At 67.5% G+C, this 16,197-nt stretch carries 10 protein-coding genes and 2 pseudogenes; 10 read left to right on the top strand and 2 right to left on the bottom strand.

The annotated features are described in order from the left end of the window. The first annotated feature begins 4 nt into the window (after positions 1–4). From smc to FO044_RS15255, 3 genes are all read left to right on the top strand, one after another. On the top strand, positions 5–3,607 hold the full coding sequence (smc, locus tag FO044_RS05745; RefSeq protein WP_132993671.1) for a chromosome segregation protein SMC: 3,603 nt from the start codon (positions 5–7) through the stop codon (positions 3,605–3,607). A 15-nt stretch (positions 3,608–3,622) separates the two neighbouring features. Continuing rightward, positions 3,623–5,032, top strand: coding sequence for a signal recognition particle-docking protein FtsY (gene ftsY, locus FO044_RS05750; protein ID WP_132993670.1), 1,410 nt, complete (start codon positions 3,623–3,625; stop codon positions 5,030–5,032). Between the two features lie 75 nt (positions 5,033–5,107). Continuing rightward, positions 5,108–5,767 carry an inositol monophosphatase family protein gene (locus FO044_RS15255; protein ID WP_425323588.1) on the top strand — a complete coding sequence of 220 codons (660 nt, stop codon included), beginning with the start codon at positions 5,108–5,110 and terminating at the stop codon, positions 5,765–5,767. On the opposite strand, the pseudogene FO044_RS15260 reads toward FO044_RS15255, so the two are convergent. Then, positions 5,664–5,993 (bottom strand): annotated as a pseudogene (locus tag FO044_RS15260) (HNH endonuclease); the annotation flags it as partial. The gene FO044_RS15255 and the pseudogene FO044_RS15260 sit on opposite strands and share 104 nt — an antisense overlap. Between FO044_RS15260 and FO044_RS05760 the strand changes: the two are divergent. Beyond that, positions 5,993–6,262, top strand: a pseudogene (locus tag FO044_RS05760) (signal recognition particle-docking protein FtsY); the annotation flags it as partial. The pseudogenes FO044_RS15260 and FO044_RS05760 sit on opposite strands and share 1 nt — an antisense overlap. A 4-nt stretch (positions 6,263–6,266) precedes the next feature. On the opposite strand, the gene FO044_RS05765 reads toward FO044_RS05760, so the two are convergent. Then, on the bottom strand, positions 6,267–7,799 hold the full coding sequence (locus FO044_RS05765) for a DUF222 domain-containing protein (RefSeq protein WP_143965410.1): 1,533 nt from the start codon (positions 7,797–7,799) through the stop codon (positions 6,267–6,269). Positions 7,800–8,044: 245 nt separating this feature from the next. Between FO044_RS05765 and FO044_RS05770 the strand changes: the two genes are divergently transcribed. From FO044_RS05770 to ffh, 6 genes are all read left to right on the top strand, one after another. After that, entirely contained in the window at positions 8,045–8,686 is a 642-nt protein-coding gene (locus FO044_RS05770) for a TetR/AcrR family transcriptional regulator (RefSeq protein ID WP_235831493.1), read from the top strand. After that, positions 8,683–10,302, top strand: a complete 1,620-nt coding sequence (locus FO044_RS05775) for an acyl-CoA dehydrogenase family protein (protein WP_132993667.1) — start codon at positions 8,683–8,685, stop codon at positions 10,300–10,302. The genes FO044_RS05770 and FO044_RS05775 overlap by 4 nt, the downstream gene beginning before the upstream one ends. Before the next feature lie 126 nt (positions 10,303–10,428). Further along, a complete protein-coding gene (locus FO044_RS05780; RefSeq protein WP_143965411.1) occupies positions 10,429–11,763 on the top strand; it encodes an ammonium transporter in 1,335 nt (444 codons plus the stop codon). An 87-nt stretch (positions 11,764–11,850) separates the two neighbouring features. Then, positions 11,851–12,189 carry a P-II family nitrogen regulator gene (locus FO044_RS05785; protein ID WP_132993665.1) on the top strand — a complete coding sequence of 113 codons (339 nt, stop codon included), beginning with the start codon at positions 11,851–11,853 and terminating at the stop codon, positions 12,187–12,189. Next, a complete protein-coding gene (locus FO044_RS05790) occupies positions 12,164–14,578 on the top strand; it encodes a [protein-PII] uridylyltransferase (RefSeq protein WP_280525867.1) in 2,415 nt (804 codons plus the stop codon). Before FO044_RS05785 ends, FO044_RS05790 begins: the two co-directional genes overlap by 26 nt. A gap of 22 nt (positions 14,579–14,600) precedes the next feature. Then, positions 14,601–16,193: a signal recognition particle protein gene (gene ffh / locus FO044_RS05795; protein WP_143965412.1), complete on the top strand. Its 1,593-nt coding sequence runs from the start codon at positions 14,601–14,603 to the stop codon at positions 16,191–16,193. Positions 16,194–16,197 lie beyond the last annotated feature (4 nt).

Raw genomic sequence — 16,197 nt, forward strand, 5'->3', positions numbered from 1 at the left:
CGTTGTGCACCTGAAGAGCCTCACCCTGAAGGGCTTCAAATCGTTCGCGTCGTCGACGACGCTGCGGTTCGAGCCCGGTATCACCTGCGTGGTGGGGCCGAACGGATCGGGTAAGTCGAACGTCGTCGACGCGCTCACCTGGGTGATGGGGGAGCAGGGCGCTAAAGCGCTGCGCGGCGGCAAGATGGCCGACGTCATCTTCGCGGGCACCTCCGGCCGGGCGCCATTGGGCCGGGCGGAGGTCACGCTGACCATCGACAACTCCGACGGCGCGCTGCCCATCGACTACTCGGAGGTCTCGGTGACCCGCCGGATGTTCCGGGACGGCGCGGGTGAGTACGAGATCAACGGCACGTCGTGCCGGCTCATGGACGTGCAGGAACTGCTGTCTGATTCGGGAATCGGGCGCGAGATGCACGTGGTCGTCGGGCAGGGGCGGCTATCGGCCATCCTCGAATCCAAGCCCGAGGACCGGCGCGCGTTCATCGAGGAAGCGGCCGGTGTGCTCAAGCATCGTCGCCGCAAGGAGAAGGCCGTCCGCAAACTGGGCGCGATGGCGGCGAACCTCGACCGACTCACCGACCTCACCGGTGAACTCCGGCGGCAGTTGAAGCCGCTGGGCAGGCAGGCCGAAGTCGCCCGACGTGCGGCCACGGTGCAGGCCGACCTCCGGGACGCACGCCTTCGCATCGCCGCCGACGACCTCGTGACCCGACGTGCCGAGATGGCGCAGCACACCGAGACCGAGGACGAGGTCCGGGGCAGACAGGACGAGGTGGCTGCGCAACTCGACGAGGCAACCACCGCGCTCACCGCGGCCCAGGAGCATCTGGCCAAGGTGTCGCCCGCGGCAACCGAGGCCAGTCGGGTGTATCACCAGTTGTCGACGCTGGGCGAACGCGTCGACGGAACCCGCCGCGTGGCAGGCGAACGCGCGTCGCATCTGAGCACGCCGGCGTCTGCGCCCACCGGACCGGATCCGGAGACGCTCGAGGAGCAGGCCGAGCAAGCGGCCCTCACCGAAGCCGAGCACGCCGAGACGGTCGAGCAGGCGGCCGAGCGCCTGGAGTACGCCACTGCGGCGCTCTCCGCTGCAGAGCAGGCAGCGGCCGCCGCGGAGAAGGCGCACATGGCCGCGGTGCAGGCGGTCGCCGACCGGCGTGAGGGACTGGCGCGGCTGGAAGGTCAGGCGGTCAACCTGCGCACCAAGGTCGAGTCCGTGGACGGCGAGACCGCGCGCCTGGCCGAGGCCATCGAAGCCGCCCACACGCGCGCGGATGCCGCTCAGGCTCAGCTCGACGAACAGCTCGCGGTCGCCGCCGAACTCGAATCCCGCGAGCAGAGCCTCGACGAGCACCACGAACGCTGCATGGCGGCACTCGAGAACGCGACCGCCGTCGTCACATCGGTGCAGGCGACCGAACGCGAAGCCGACCATGCGATCGCCTCGCTCACCGCGCGCATCGACGCGCTGGCCGTCGGGCTCGAACGCGGTGACGGGGGCGCCTGGCTGCAGGAGAACGCCAACGACGGGCTCGTCGCCCCGCTGTCGGAGCTGCTGACCGTGGAACCCGGGTACGAGGCGGCGATCGCCGGAGCATTGGGGCCGTCAGCGGACGCGATCGCGACCGTCGACGGTATCGCCGCCGTCCGCGCCCTCGGGGCGCTGCGCAGCGGCGATGGGGGACGCGCGTCGCTGATCGTCGGCGGGCTCGCAGGCCGGGCCACCGGCGGACGACCGAAGCTGCCGTCGGGGGCTGTCTGGGCCCGTGACGTGGTGACCGCACCGGAATCCGTCTCGGGTGCCGTCGATGTCCTGCTCCGCAGCACGGTGGTCGTCGACGACGCGGAGCAGGGACTCGCCCTGGCTGCCGACCTCGACGTCGTGGCGATCACCGCCGACGGCGACCGGATCTCGACGGCGACCGTCGAAGGCGGATCGTCGCGGCGGCCGTCGACACTCGAAGTGCAGTCGGCGATCGACACCGCTACAGACGACCTGGCCGAGGCCCGGGCCACGGTGGCGAAGGCGCAGGGCGAGCTCGGCGAGGCGGAGTCGACCGCGGCGGAGGCGCGCGATGCCGCCGAAGGCGCCCTGGCCGCACTCAACGAATCCGATGCGAACGTCGCCGCCGCTTACGATCAGCTCGGCCGGTTCGGTGCCGAGATCCGCGCTGCCCGCGCCGAAGCCGATCGGCTGGCCCGGCAGCGGCGGTTCGTGGAAGAAGGCCGCGCCGACAATCTCGCAGCCCTCACCGAGGTGGAGGAGCGTCTGGCCCGCGCCCGCGACGAGAACGACGAGCCCGAATCCGGCGACATGGACACCGAGATGAGAGAGGCGGCCGCTGCCGAGGTGGCGTCGGCTCGTTCGGTGGAGGTCGAGACCAGGCTGACGCTGCGGACCGCCGAGGAGCGGCTCGGATCCGTGCGCGGGAAGGCGGAGAGTCTGCGTCGGGCTGCGGTCAACGAGCGGGCCAACCGAGAGCGTCTCAAACGCCAGGACGCCGCACGCCGGTACGCCGCCGGCGTGGCGTCGGCCGTCGCGGAGACCGGCCGAGCGCTGGCAGCGTCGGTCGCCGAGGTGATCGCCGATGCCGCGCGCGGCCGCGACGAGCTCGAAGCGATCCGCACGTCCCGCACCACCGAGGTCGACGAACTGCGCCGGATGGTCGACGAGCTCACCAACACGATGAACCAACTGCGCGACGCCGTGCACCGCGATGAGATCGCGAAAGCCCAGGCCGCGCTGCGGATCGAGCAGCTCGAGGAACAGGTTCTGGAGCAGTTCTCGATGGCGCCTGACGATCTGGTGGCCGAATACGGTCCCGACGTTCCGATGCCGCCGTCCGAACTCGAACTTCGCGAATACGAGGCGGCTAAGGAGCGTGGCGAGCAGGTGGTCGCGCCCGCGTCGATGGCCTACGACCGTGCCACTCAGGAGCTGCGAGCCAAGAAGGCGCAGAAGGACCTGAACACGCTCGGCAAGGTGAACCCGCTCGCCCTCGAGGAGTTCGCCGCGCTGGAGGAGCGGTACAATTTCCTGTCGGCGCAGCTCGAGGACGTCAAAGCCGCTCGCAAGGACCTGCTCGACGTCGTGGCAGACGTCGACGCACGCATCCTGCAGGTTTTCACCGAGGCGTACGAGGACGTCGAGAAGGAGTTCTCGCAGGTCTTCTCCACGTTGTTCCCCGGCGGCGAGGGGCGACTGATCCTCACCGATCCGTCCGACATGCTGACGACCGGCGTCGAGGTGGAGGCGCGTCCTCCGGGGAAGAAGGTCAAGCGTCTGTCGTTGCTGTCGGGTGGCGAGAAGTCGCTGACCGCCGTCGCCATGCTGGTGGCAATCTTCCGGGCCCGACCGTCCCCGTTCTATGTGATGGACGAGGTGGAAGCCGCCCTCGACGACGCGAACCTCCGACGCCTGATCAGCCTGTTCGAGCAGCTGCGTGAACGGTCCCAGCTGATCGTGATCACCCACCAGAAGGCGACCATGGAAGTCGCCGACGCGCTGTACGGCGTCAGCATGCGCGGCGACGGCATCACCCAAGTCATTTCACAGCGTCTTCGCGGGGTCGACTTGTCCCCGCAGACCGAACCGTCGAGCTGAAAGGCATCGTCAACAGTGAGCACAGAACTCCTGATCGGCATCATCGCGGGTGCGGTCGTCCTGATCGCACTCCTCGGGCTGACCGGGTATCTCATCAGCCGCAAGCGTCGGATCTCGATCTCCGACAAGCCCGCCGAGCAGGTGGAGCCCACGGACGGAACCACCCGGCAGGTCGACAGATCCGGCGGATACAAGACAGGGTCCGGCTTCAATTTCAGTCAAGGCGGTGCGGGCGCCGGGGCGGGAGCGGCGACGCTCGACAGGCCGGAACCGGAACCGAAGCCGGAGCCTGAGCCTGAGCCTGAGCCCGAACCCGAGTCTGAGCCGGCAGCGAAGCCTGAGCCGGCAGTCGAGCCTGAGCAGGTTCCGGAGACTCCAGCCGAGCCGGAAGCTGAGCCGGAATCCGGCCCCGAGGCCGCGGCGCCTGCCACTGCACCGGCCGCAGCACCTGAGGAGGAAGCTGCACCGGAGCCGGAGCCGGAGCCCGAACCTCAGCTCGACGATATCGCCCCGACTGCGGGCAGGCTGTCGAAGCTCCGTGGCCGACTTTCGCGTTCGCAGGGCGCGATCGGCGCGAGTGTTCTCGGACTCCTCGGCGCGGGCGACCTCGACGAGGACTCGTGGGAGGAGATCGAGGACACGCTGGTGATGGCCGACCTCGGTACCGACACCACGGCGACCGTCGTCGAACGACTTCGGGAGGAGCTCGCTTCAGGCAAGGTGCGCACGTCCGATGATGCTCGTGCTGCGCTGCGCCGGATTCTGATCGCGCAGTTGCATCCCGAGCTCAACCGTTCGGTGAAGGCGCTTCCGCACGCGGGCGGTCCCGCTGTGGTCTTGGTTGTCGGTGTCAACGGCACGGGTAAGACGACGACCACGGGCAAGCTGGCCCGTGTGCTGGTCGCGGACGGTCGCCGGGTGCTGCTCGGCGCCGCCGACACGTTCCGTGCGGCCGCCGCCGATCAGCTGCAGACCTGGGGCGAGCGTGTCGGCGCAGGGATCGTGCGCGGTGCCGAGGGCGCCGACCCTGCATCGGTGGGTTTCGACGCCGTGGCGCAGGGCATCACCGACGGTGTGGATGTGGTCCTCGTCGACACCGCCGGCCGCCTGCACACCAAGACCGGGCTGATGGACGAGCTCGGCAAGGTCAAACGCGTCATCGAGAAGAAGACGGAGGTCGACGAGGTCCTCCTGGTCCTCGACGCGACCGTCGGTCAGAACGGTCTGATGCAGGCGAAGGTGTTCGCCGAGGTTGTGTCGCTGACCGGTGTGGTGCTGACCAAACTCGACGGCACCGCGAAGGGCGGCATCGTCTTCCGCATCCAGGAGGAGCTCGGCGTTCCGGTCAAGCTCGTGGGTCTCGGCGAAGGTGCCGACGATCTAGCTCCGTTCGAGCCAGAAGCCTTCGTCGACGCGCTGCTGTAGGAGATAGCCCCTTTCGGGGACTTCGCCGATCTCCAACTCGCGTTCGATGTCTCGGACAGCGCTTCGGCGGTCGCCCTGAGCTTCTTCGCCTCTGGCGTAGCCGCCACCGCCAAAGGAGGCGGCTCGCTGGTGACCGAGGCGGATACCGCCGTCGAGCAGTTGCTGCGCCAGCGGATCTTCGCTGTCCGCCCGAGCGACGCTGCATGGGGTGAGAAATACGGTCTTACAGCCGACTCCGACCGCGTGTGGATTGTCGAACCGATTGACGGCACTGGTCTGTTCAGTCGTGGTGATCCGAACTGGCGCATCGACCTTGCTCTACAGATCAACGGAGTCACGGAGGTGCGGCAGTTTGTCTTGCCGGCGCTCGGCGTCTGCTGGTGGGCAATTTGGGCGATGGCGTATTCGAATCCGCTGGCCAGAACGGGCAACTTCAGGCGACTAGCGACTAGTTCGACATGTGATCCCGAGGTCGCCGTGCTCGAGGCCTTCGAGGCCCAGGACGAGAGGACCTTTTCCTGCGGGTTCGTCGTCCGCCGGCCCCGTTGCCGTTGGTCGGACCGGTCCGCGGGGAACTTTGACGGGTTCTCCTGGTCCACGAGGCCGGCAGATGTTTCACCCGGCACATCCTTTAGAACGGTGGTTCTCCGTCGTCGGCGACGACTTGTTCTCGTCGGCGTCTGTTCTGGGCGCGTATGGCCATGCGGTAGCGGTGTTTGGCGGTGGTGCGGGTGATGGGTCGTCGGGGTTCTGGTTCGTTCGTGGTTCCGGGATCGGTGGGCGGTGGGTGTTGGCAGGGGAGGAGTCCGAGTTCGGGTAGGAGCCAGGTGTTGGTGGCTCGGGCGCGGGTGGTGATGCCTTCGGGGGTGGTGATCTCGGTCCAGATGATGCCGTGTGCGTCGGTGATCTGGTCGTCGATCCAGCCGGTGGCGTGGGTTTTCAGTCCGTGGTGGAAGCGGCATTATCGAGAAGAAGACGGAGGTCGACGAGGTCCTCCTGGTCCTCGACGCGACCGTCGGTCAGAACGGTCTGATGCAGGCGAAGGTGTTCGCCGAGGTTGTGTCGCTGACCGGTGTGGTGCTGACCAAACTCGACGGCACCGCCAAGGGCGGCATCGTCTTCCGCATCCAGGAGGAGCTCGGCGTTCCGGTCAAGCTCGTGGGTCTCGGCGAAGGTGCCGACGATCTAGCTCCGTTCGAGCCGGAGGCCTTCGTCGACGCGCTGCTGTAGGCCTTTAGAACGGCGGTTCTCCGTCGTCGGCGACGACTTGTTCTCGTCGGCGTCTGTTCTGGGCGCGCGCGGCCATGCGGTAGCGGTGTTTGGCGGTGGTGCGGGTGGTGGGTCTTCGGGGTTCTGGTTCGTTCGTGGTTCCGGGGTTGGTGGGCGGTGGGTGTTGGCACGGGAGGAGTCCGAGTTCGGGTAGGAGCCAGGTGTTGGTGGCTCGGGCGCGGGTGGTGATGCCTTCGGGGGTGGTGATCTCGGTCCAGATGATGCCGTGTGCGTCGGTGATCTGATCGTCGATCCAGCCGGTGGCGTGGGTTTTCAGTCCGTGGTGGAAGCGGCATTTGGGTGCGAGGTTGCAGAAGCAGGTGGCACCGCCCGCTGCCGGATCGGAGTGGTTGTATTCGGTGATGTGGTCGAGGTCGCTGGCCCAGGCGGGGCGGTGGCAGCCGGGCCAGGTGCAGTGGGCGTGCAGTGCGCGGACGGCGGTGTCGCAGGTGGCGGTGGGCCGGTAGGGGTCGGCGTGTTGTGCGGTGTGGTCGAGGAGTGTGTCGAGGTCGAGGTCGCGGCGGATAGTGCCTGTGCGGGCGGCTAGCTCACGTGCGTGGTCGGCGGTGATGGGTCCGTGTCCGTCGAGGTGGGCGGGGAGGTCGGATTCGCCGGTGAGGGTGTCTCGGCGGGCGATGACGTGCAGGACGATGGAGGCGCAGCGGGCCGCGGTGGCGGTGTCGGTGAGGTCGGCGGTGCAGTCATCGCGGTCGCAGCGGCAGGTGAATGCGGTGCCGGTGAGGCGGGCGATGGCCGCGTCCGAGCGCAGGACCTGGCGGGTGCGGGGGTCGTGGGGGCACACACCCGTGATGACGGCGTCGAGGGTGTCGGCGGAGAGTCGGATGTCGGCGGTGTCGGCGGTGATGGCCAGTTCGGACAGTCCGTTGTCGAGGGGTTCGGTGGTGACTTTCTTACGGGGCTTGGTGGCTTCGCGTGCGTGGCGGGCGGCGTCGGCGTCGTGTTCGGCGACGATGGTGGCGACGATGTCGCGTACGCGGGGGCGTGAGAGTGTGCCTGCGGTGGCGAGTCGGTGGGCGGCGTGGGTGTCGATGAGGGCGAGGATGGTGGTGTCGTCGACGAGGGTGGTCTGGGTGACTGCTTCGCGGAACCAGGCGGGGGTGAGGATGCCGTGGCGCAGGAGGGTGCCGATGGCGGGGATGCGTTCGTGGCAGGCGATGGCGAGGTCGAGGAAGGTTTCGGCGGCGTATTGGGAGTAGCCGGTGACGGCGGCGTAGGAGGCTGCGGTCTGGGTCAGGGCGTCGTAGAGGCGCGTGTAGGAATCGCGGCCGGCGTTGTTGTCGAGGTCGGCGGACTTTGCGTGCAGGAGGGTGTGGATCGCGTGGTAGCGGTGCCAGAGGACCAGGCCCTGGAAGGAGTCGGCGCGGGCGGCGAACTGCAGCAGGCCCGCACGATCGGATCGCTCGGCGGTTGTGGTGGCCGGTCGCGGGATCCGGATGGTGATGGCGTCATCGGTCACCGAAACCGTACTGGCATCCACGAATTCTCACCCCCGAGCAACTCTTCGAGTATGTGTTCTATATTACAGAATCGAACGTACGTTCGCAATGTGCTGCTACCGAGTACGGCCGTGGGGGCTTGTGGGTCCGACTGAACGATGATTCAATTCTTCCAAGAACTGAATCTTGATTCGTCAGATGTGCCCGGGGATTGATCGCAGAGGATCCGATGTCGTACCGACCTACGGAGGCGACGCGTCGTACTGCCGAGATTCGACGTGCGGCCATGCTCATCGCTGCCCGTGGCATCGTGGCGCGTGCCGGCTTCGCATCGGCCACGGTGGCGGCCATCGCCGCCGAGGCCGGTTGCAGCGTCGGTTCGGTCTACTCGTACTTCGATAATCGGGAGGCTTTGCTGGCTGAGGTGATCCGTGATTCGGCCGAGTACGAGTTCGCGCAGGTCGCGACCGCGGTCCACGGTGCAGGCGACGAACAGAGCGCTCGCCTCGAAGCGCTTATCGACACATTCGCCGACCGCGCGCTGCGCGGTCGGCGAATGGCCTGGTCTCTGCTCTTCGAGCCGGTGACGCAAGCCGTCGAGAGGGAGCGTCTGCGGTTGCGGCGCTCGTACCGGGAACTCGGTGAGGACATCATCCGCGGAGGCATCGCCGATGGCAGCTTCCTTTCTCAGGATGTGCCCATTGCCGCGGCTGCCGTGATGGGAGCGATCTCCGAAGCGCTCGTGGGGCCGCTGAATCCCGATACGGCACCGCTCGCGGGAGATGACCCGGCTCTGCTGTTGAGCGCGATTCGCGGATTCTGCTTCCGAGCACTCGGTGCCACCGACGAATCGCTCTCCACCTCACAGCGCTCGACCCCACAGCGCTCGATCACAGACCGCTCGATCCCACAGAAGGTGACACGATGAACGCGACCCACGAGGTATTCAACCAAGCGCCGCCACGCGTCGATGTGAACGAGTACACGACGAACGTCCCCCTCGTCGAAGCCGTGGAAACCTACGGTGCGGCGTGGGCGACCGACCGGCTCACCGACGCGGGCGCACTCGTCGGCCGTGAGGACTTTCAGCGTGACGCCGAACTGGCGAACACGATCACCCCGGTGCTGCACAGTCATGACCGGTGGGGGAACCGCATCGACGAGATCGAGTTCCATCCCGCATATCACCGGATCATCCGGGATGCGATCGCGCACGGCGCACACACCAGTTGCTGGACCGAATCGCGTGCAGGGGCACATGTGGCGCGGGCCGCCATGTTCATGCAGTTCGGACAGGTCGAACCCGGTCACGCCTGCCCGGTCAGCATGACGCACGCAGTGGTGCCGTCCCTGCGCGCCGATCCAGTGCTCGCCGAGCAATGGCTGCCGCGCACCTTCTCCACCGATTACGACCCGTCGCTGGCTGATCCGGATAAGCGGTCGGCCATCTTCGGGATGGCGATGACCGAGAAGCAGGGAGGTTCGGATGTGCGCGCCAACACGACGCGAGCCGTGGATGCCGGCGACGGCACATACCGCATCACCGGACACAAATGGTTCTGTTCGGCGCCCCAGTCCGATGCATTCCTGGTGCTGGCGAAGACCGGAGAAGGCGTCACCTGCTTCGTCGTGCCGCGCATTCTGCCGGACGGGAGTCGCAACGCGTTCGCGATCCAGCGACTCAAGGACAAGCTCGGCAACAAGGCGAACGCCTCCTCGGAGGTCGAGTTCGCCGGCACCGTCGGCTGGCGGCTCGGTGATGAGGGCGCCGGCGTGCGGACCATCATCGAGATGGTCAATCAGACCCGGCTCGATTGCGCACTCGGCAGCGCGGCGGGTATGCGGCAGTCCGTCGCCGAGGCGGCCTGGCACGTGCGTCACCGGTCGGCGTTCGGTGCCACACTCATCGATCAGCCTGCGATGACGGGCGTCATCGCCGACCTCCAGCTGGAAGCCGAAGCCGGTATGTGGACGGCCATGCGCCTGGCGTCCGCCTACGACGACGACTCCGAGCAGTCCCAGGCGTTCCGCCGACTAGCTACTGCGGTCGGCAAGTACTGGGTCTGCAAGCGCGGACCCAACCACGCGTACGAGGCTCTGGAATGCCTGGGCGGCAACGGATACACCGAGGGCTTCCCGCTTGCTCGCCGGTTCCGCGAACAGCCGGTGATGGCGGTGTGGGAGGGGTCCGGAAACGTGATCGCTCTCGACGTGCTGCGCGCGATGGTCCGCGATCCACTGTCGGTCGAGGCGCTCGACCATGAGTTCGAGTTGGCGGTCGGCCGGAACCGCGACTACGACCTCCACGTGGAGCGAACGCGCAAACTCGTCGCACAGGCTGCCGCCGATCCAGCGGGCGCACCGACCATCGCGCGCCGCCTCACCGAATCGCTTGCGTTGGCCCTGCAGGGGTCGATCCTGATCCGGCAGGCGCCGCCGCTGATCGTCGACGCCTTCGTGTCGGGCAGGCTGACCGAGGCAGGTCAGATGTACGGCGTTCTGGACCATCGCCTGGACCTGGCAGGGATCGCGGCACGCGCGTAACGCCACCGAAACCTTCGGTCCGCACGTGTGACCCAGTTGAAACACTGCGAGACCGGCGGCGAAACCTCCAGACGACAGAGTTCTCCTCACACGTCGACAACCGACGGGGTGAGGAGGTCTGCAACCGTGAATGTGGCACTGCCGGACGAGGTGTTCGGCACCATCGACACCGGAAACACTGCTTGGATGCTCATCAGCGCGTCATTGGTGCTGCTGATGACACCGGCGCTCGCGTTCTTCTACGGAGGTCTGGCACGCGCCAAGTCGGTGCTCAACATGATGATGATGTCGTTCGGGGCGCTGGGCGCGGTCACCGTCGTGTACGTGCTGTGGGGCTTCTCGATGTCATTCGGGAACTCGCTGACCGGCACTGGCGATATTGCGGGACTGTTCTCGAACCCGTTGGCTCTGTTCGGTTCCGATCAGCTGGCGCAGACCCGGACGGTCGGTGACACCACCGAGTTCGTGCTGTGGGGAGACACGCACATCCCCGCCACGGTGTTCATGGCGTTCCAATTGACGTTCGCAGTGCTGACCGTGGCGCTCATCAGCGGCGCGATCGCGGAGCGCGTGCGGTTCGCGACCTGGATCGTATTCAGCGTGGTCTTCTCCACCGTGGTGTACTTCCCGATCGCGCACATGGTGTGGGGCGGCGGCATCCTGTCCGGATCGCCTGACGGCATCGCCGCCAAGATGTTCGGGACCACGGACGGGGAGGCATCGGTCGCGCCGATCGACTTCGCGGGCGGCACCGTGGTCCACATCAATGCGGGCATGGCGGGGCTGGTTCTCGCGCTCGTCGTCGGACAGCGGAAAGGGTTCGGCCGCAAGATCTTCCGTCCGCACAACATTCCGTTCGTGATGCTCGGTGCGGCGCTGCTGTGGTTCGGGTGGTTCGGGTTCAACGCGGGGTCCGAGCTCGCCGCCGATGCGAACGCCGGACTGGTCTGGCTGAACACCGCGGCCGGAACTTCGGCTGCGATGGTCGGCTGGTTGGCGATCGAGTGGTACCGCGACGACCGTCCGACGAGCGTCGGTGCCGCGTCGGGCGTGGTCGCCGGTCTGGTCGCCATCACCCCGGCCTGCGGTGCGCTGACTCCGGTCGGATCGCTGGGACTCGGGTTCATCGCTGGTGCGCTGGCCGCCGCCGCGATCGGACTCAAGTACAGGTTCGGACTGGACGATTCCCTCGACGTCGTCGGCGTGCACCTGGTGGCAGGTCTCTGGGGCACCGTCGGCGTCGGACTGTTCGCCAAGGAGTCCGGCATTCTGTACGGCCACGACGTCAAGCAGTTGGCGGTCCAGACTGTCATCGCCTGTGTCGCTCTGGCTTTCACCGGCATCCTCACCGCCGTGATCGCGTACCTCCTCAAGCCCATGGGCTGGCGGATCGACGCGGAGGTCGAGCAGTCGGGGATCGACGCGGGGGAGCACGCTGAGAGCGCGTATGAACTTGCCTGAGAACCGCGACAAATCTCACCAATTGACAGGCATCCACAGCTCCGTGGTGGCGCACATTACGCTCGAAGATGAGGGAAGGGTCTATTCATGAAGCTGATCACCGCAATCGTCAAGCCGTTCACGCTCGAAGACGTCAAGGCCGCGCTGGAGCAGATCGGCGTCGTCGGAATGACGGTCAGCGAAGTGCAGGGTTACGGCCGTCAGAAGGGACACACCGAGGTCTACCGCGGTGCCGAGTACTCGGTTGACTTCGTCCCGAAGGTCCGTGTCGAGGTCGTCGTCGACGACGAGTTGATGGAACAGGTTGTCGAGACGATCGTCGACTCGGCGCGTACAGGCAAGATCGGCGACGGCAAGGTATGGGTAACGCCCGTGGACTCGATCATCCGGGTGCGAACCGGTGAACGCGGACCCGACGCGATCTGAGTCCGGATCGGTCGGGGACCTGGGAGCGCAGGCACTGGCTGATTCGCGGAAGCTGCTTCTACGTGCGGGCGACCTGCATGGCCGGCAGTTGCGGAACGCACTCGCCGATCGCACCGAGGCATGGCTCGCCGCACGGGCGCGAACGCTCGGCATCGACGAGGGGAGCGGTTTCGCGATCGTGGCGATCGGGAGCCTCGGCAGGCGGGAACTGGTCGGCTACTCCGACCTCGACCTGATCCTGGTTCACGACGACCGGTACCCCGATCGCCTGAACGAGGTGGCCGACGGCCTCTGGTACCCGATCTGGGATGCCGGGATCAGCCTGGACCACAGCGTCCGGTCGGTCCCGGAAGCGATGAAGGTGGCCCGCGAAGACGTCACCGCTGCACTCGGGCTTCTCGATGCCCGGTACATCGCCGGTGATTCGGATCTCGCGGCCCTGATGATCTCGTCGGTACGCAACCTGTGGAGGGCGGAGGCCCGTACGCGTCTCCCGGAGCTGATCGAGGCCGCACAGCAGCGGTGGCATCGGACCGGCGACATCGCGCACCGCGCCGAGCCGGACATCAAGAACGGCCGCGGCGGCCTGCGTGACGTCCAGCTTCTCGACGCTCTGGCGCTTGCGAACCTCACAGACGGACTCGGCGCGCTCGATCCCGGTCGAGCAGATTCTCCGCTGCGTGCGGCCTACGACGACCTGCTCGCGGTGCGTACCGAGCTCCACACGATCGCGGGTCGTGCTCGGGACCAGGTTCGCGCGCAGGACGCCGACGAGATCGCTGCGGCCCTGGGGGTCGGTGACCGTTTCGATCTGGCACGCACCATCAGCCGTGCCGCACGGATCACGTCGTACGCGGTGGACGCCGGCCTGCGGACCGCGAGAAACGCGGTCGGGCGTAAGGGGCTGTCCCGGCTGCGACGGGCGCCCATCCGCAGCCCTCTCGATGAGGGGGTAGTCGAGCACGGCGGTGAGGTGGCGCTGGCGCGTACCGCGATACCGGGCAGCGATCCGGGACTGCTGTTGCGTGTGGCGGCGGCGTCGGCGCGGCACCGGCTGCCGATGAACGGGCCGGTGCTGACCCGACTGGCCGCGTACTCGGCGGCGATACCGGAGCCGTGGTCCCCGGAGCACCTGTCCGACCTGCTCGTGCTGCTGGCGTCCGGACACGACCTGATCGGTCCGGTGGAGGCGCTCGACGCGACCGGCCTGTGGGAGCGGCTGCTGCCGGAGTGGGCGGGCGTCCGCGACCTCCCGCCGCGGGATGCGGTCCACACGTGGACCGTCGATCGGCACCTGCTCGAGACCGTCGCGTATGCGAGTGCGCTCACCACGAGTGTGTCCCGCCCGGACCTGCTCCTCCTCGGCGCGCTCGTGCACGACATCGGCAAGGGCCGGGGCGGAGACCACAGCGAGATCGGTGCGGAACTCGCCGACGGTGTGGCCGCTCGGTTCGGGTTGTGGCCCGACGACCGCCGAACGCTCGTCGAACTCGTCCGGCATCACCTGCTGCTGCCGCGCGTGGTCATCCGTCGCGATCCCACTGACCCGGAGACCGTCGCATCGGTGGCCGACCGGCTCGGTGGGGACGCATCGCTGGCGGAGCTCCTCGGCGCACTCGCGGAGGCCGACTCCCGCGCGACCGGACCCGGTGTGTGGGGCGAATGGAAGGCCTCGCAGATCCGCGGCCTGGTCGGCCGTGTCGTCGGATACCTGGGAGGTAGTGAGGTCAGCGAGCCGGTCCCGCTCGAGGATCGCGTGATGGAGCTGGCACGGGGTCCAGAGTTCCAGGTGCGTGTGGAGCCGGGGGACGGGCCGAACATGACCGTGGTGACGATGGTGGCGCCCGACGCTCCGGGGACCCTGTCGAAGATGACAGGCGTCCTCGCGCTCGCCGGGCTGCAGGCCCAATCTGCAACGGTCAACGCTCACGACGGCCTCGCGATGGACACATTCGTCGTCATGCCGAGATTCGGCGGACCACCGGACAGACAGATTCTGCGGCAGCGGTTGATCGCGGCGTTCGACGGCTCCCTCGACGTGACGGTGGCGCTGCGGGACAGGGCGGCCCGCCGGTCCGCCCCGGTCCGCGTGGCGGACGCGGCGGTGCCGGTATCGCGGCCCACCGCGCCACCTCGCGTGCAGTGGCTCGGCCGGACTGACACAACGTCGGATGGCATCGGACCGGTACTGCTCGAGCTGCGGGCGGTCGACGACGAGGGGCTGCTGGCCCGCGTCACCGCGGAGCTCCAGAAGCTCGGCGCGGACGTCGAGTGGGCGAAGATCGCGACCATGGGCGCGACGGCTGTGGACACCTTCTGCGTGCGACTCGCCGACCACTCGGACAGCGCGCGGGCACAGATCACCGCAGCCGTCCTCGCGGTGTGTTGAGCAGGCATGGAAAGATGGAGGAATGTTCGAATCCCTCTCTGACCGGTTGACCGGTGCGCTGAAGGACCTGCGTGGCAAGGGACGCCTCACCGACGCTGACGTCGATGCGACGGCGCGTGAGATCCGGCTGGCACTGCTCGAAGCCGACGTATCGCTCGCGGTGGTCCGTGCCTTCATCGCACGTATTAAGGAACGCGCGAAGGGCGCTGAGGTATCGGGCGCACTGAATCCGGCGCAGCAGATCGTCAAGATCGTCAACGAGGAACTCGTCGGCATCCTGGGCGGCGAGACGCGCCGGGTTCAGCTCGCCAAGAACCCGCCGACCGTCATCATGCTCGCCGGCCTGCAGGGCGCCGGTAAGACGACGCTGGCCGGAAAGCTCGCGAACTTCCTCTCGGGGCAGGGCCACACGCCGCTCCTCGTGGCGTGTGACCTGCAGCGACCCGGTGCCGTTCAGCAGTTGCAGATCGTCGGAGATCGCGCGAACGTCCCGGTCTTCGCGCCCCATCCAGGGACCGGAGTCGGCGGTGAAGGCGAGCTCGGTGTCAGTTCCGGTGATCCGGTCGACGTCGCCAGATCGGGTATCGACGAGGCCAGAACGCGCCAGCACGATGTGGTCATCATCGACACCGCGGGTCGCCTCGGCATCGACGAGGAGCTGATGCGTCAGGCATCGGACATCCGCGATGCGACCGACCCGGACGAGGTGCTGTTCGTCCTGGACGCCATGATCGGCCAGGACGCGGTCAGCACGGCGCAGGCGTTCGCCGAGGGCGTCGACTTCACCGGTGTGGTGCTGACCAAGCTCGACGGCGACGCCCGTGGCGGCGCCGCGCTGTCGGTCCGTGAGGTCACCGGGCGTCCGATCATGTTCGCGTCGACCGGCGAGAAGCTCGAGGACTTCGACGTCTTCCACCCCGACCGCATGGCGAGCCGCATCCTCGGCATGGGCGACGTCCTGTCGCTCATCGAGCAGGCCGAAGCGCATTTCGACGCTGATGACGCTGAGCGGACCGCTGCCAAGATCAGCCAGGGCGACCTGACGCTCGACGACTTCCTCGAGCAGATGCTGATGATCCGGAAGATGGGGCCCATCGGCAACCTGCTCGGGATGCTTCCCGGCGCGGGGGACATGAAGGACGCGCTCTCCCAGGTCGACGACAAGCAGCTCGACAAGATCCAGGCGATCATCCGCGGCATGACACCGGCGGAACGAGAGAATCCGAAGATCATCAACGCGTCGCGCCGCATCCGCATCGCGAAGGGGTCGGGTGTCACCGTCACCGACATCAACCAACTGGTCGACCGCTTCTTCTCGGCCCGCAAGATGATGTCGCAGATGTCCGGCCGCATGGGCATGGGCGGCGGAGGCAGCCGAAAGACCAACCGCAAGGGCAAGAAGGGTGCGAAGGGCCGCAAGGGCAAGGGAAAGGGCCGCGGGCCCACACCGCCCAAGGGCATGCGCGGCGGCTTCCCCGGAATGCCGGGGGCAGGGATGCCCGGCTTGGGACTCCCGCCGGGCATGGATCTGTCGAACATGCCTGCCGGGCTGGATGAACTGCCACCCGGTCTGGACGGAATCGACCTCAACGATCTGAAGTTCCCGAAGAAATAGGGAG

It is taken from the genome of Gordonia zhaorongruii, from assembly GCF_007559005.1.
GTDB classification, from domain to species: domain Bacteria; phylum Actinomycetota; class Actinomycetes; order Mycobacteriales; family Mycobacteriaceae; genus Gordonia; species Gordonia zhaorongruii.

Excerpts from the sequence above, each read along its gene's own strand:
- FO044_RS05770 (WP_235831493.1), top strand. The coding sequence starts at position 8,045 with ATGCTCATCGCTGCCCGTGGCATCGTGGCGCGTGCCGGCTTCGCATCG.
- FO044_RS05775 (WP_132993667.1), top strand. The coding sequence starts at position 8,683 with ATGAACGCGACCCACGAGGTATTCAACCAAGCGCCGCCACGCGTCGAT.
- ffh (WP_143965412.1), top strand. The coding sequence starts at position 14,601 with ATGTTCGAATCCCTCTCTGACCGGTTGACCGGTGCGCTGAAGGACCTG.
- FO044_RS05785 (WP_132993665.1), top strand. The coding sequence starts at position 11,851 with ATGAAGCTGATCACCGCAATCGTCAAGCCGTTCACGCTCGAAGACGTC.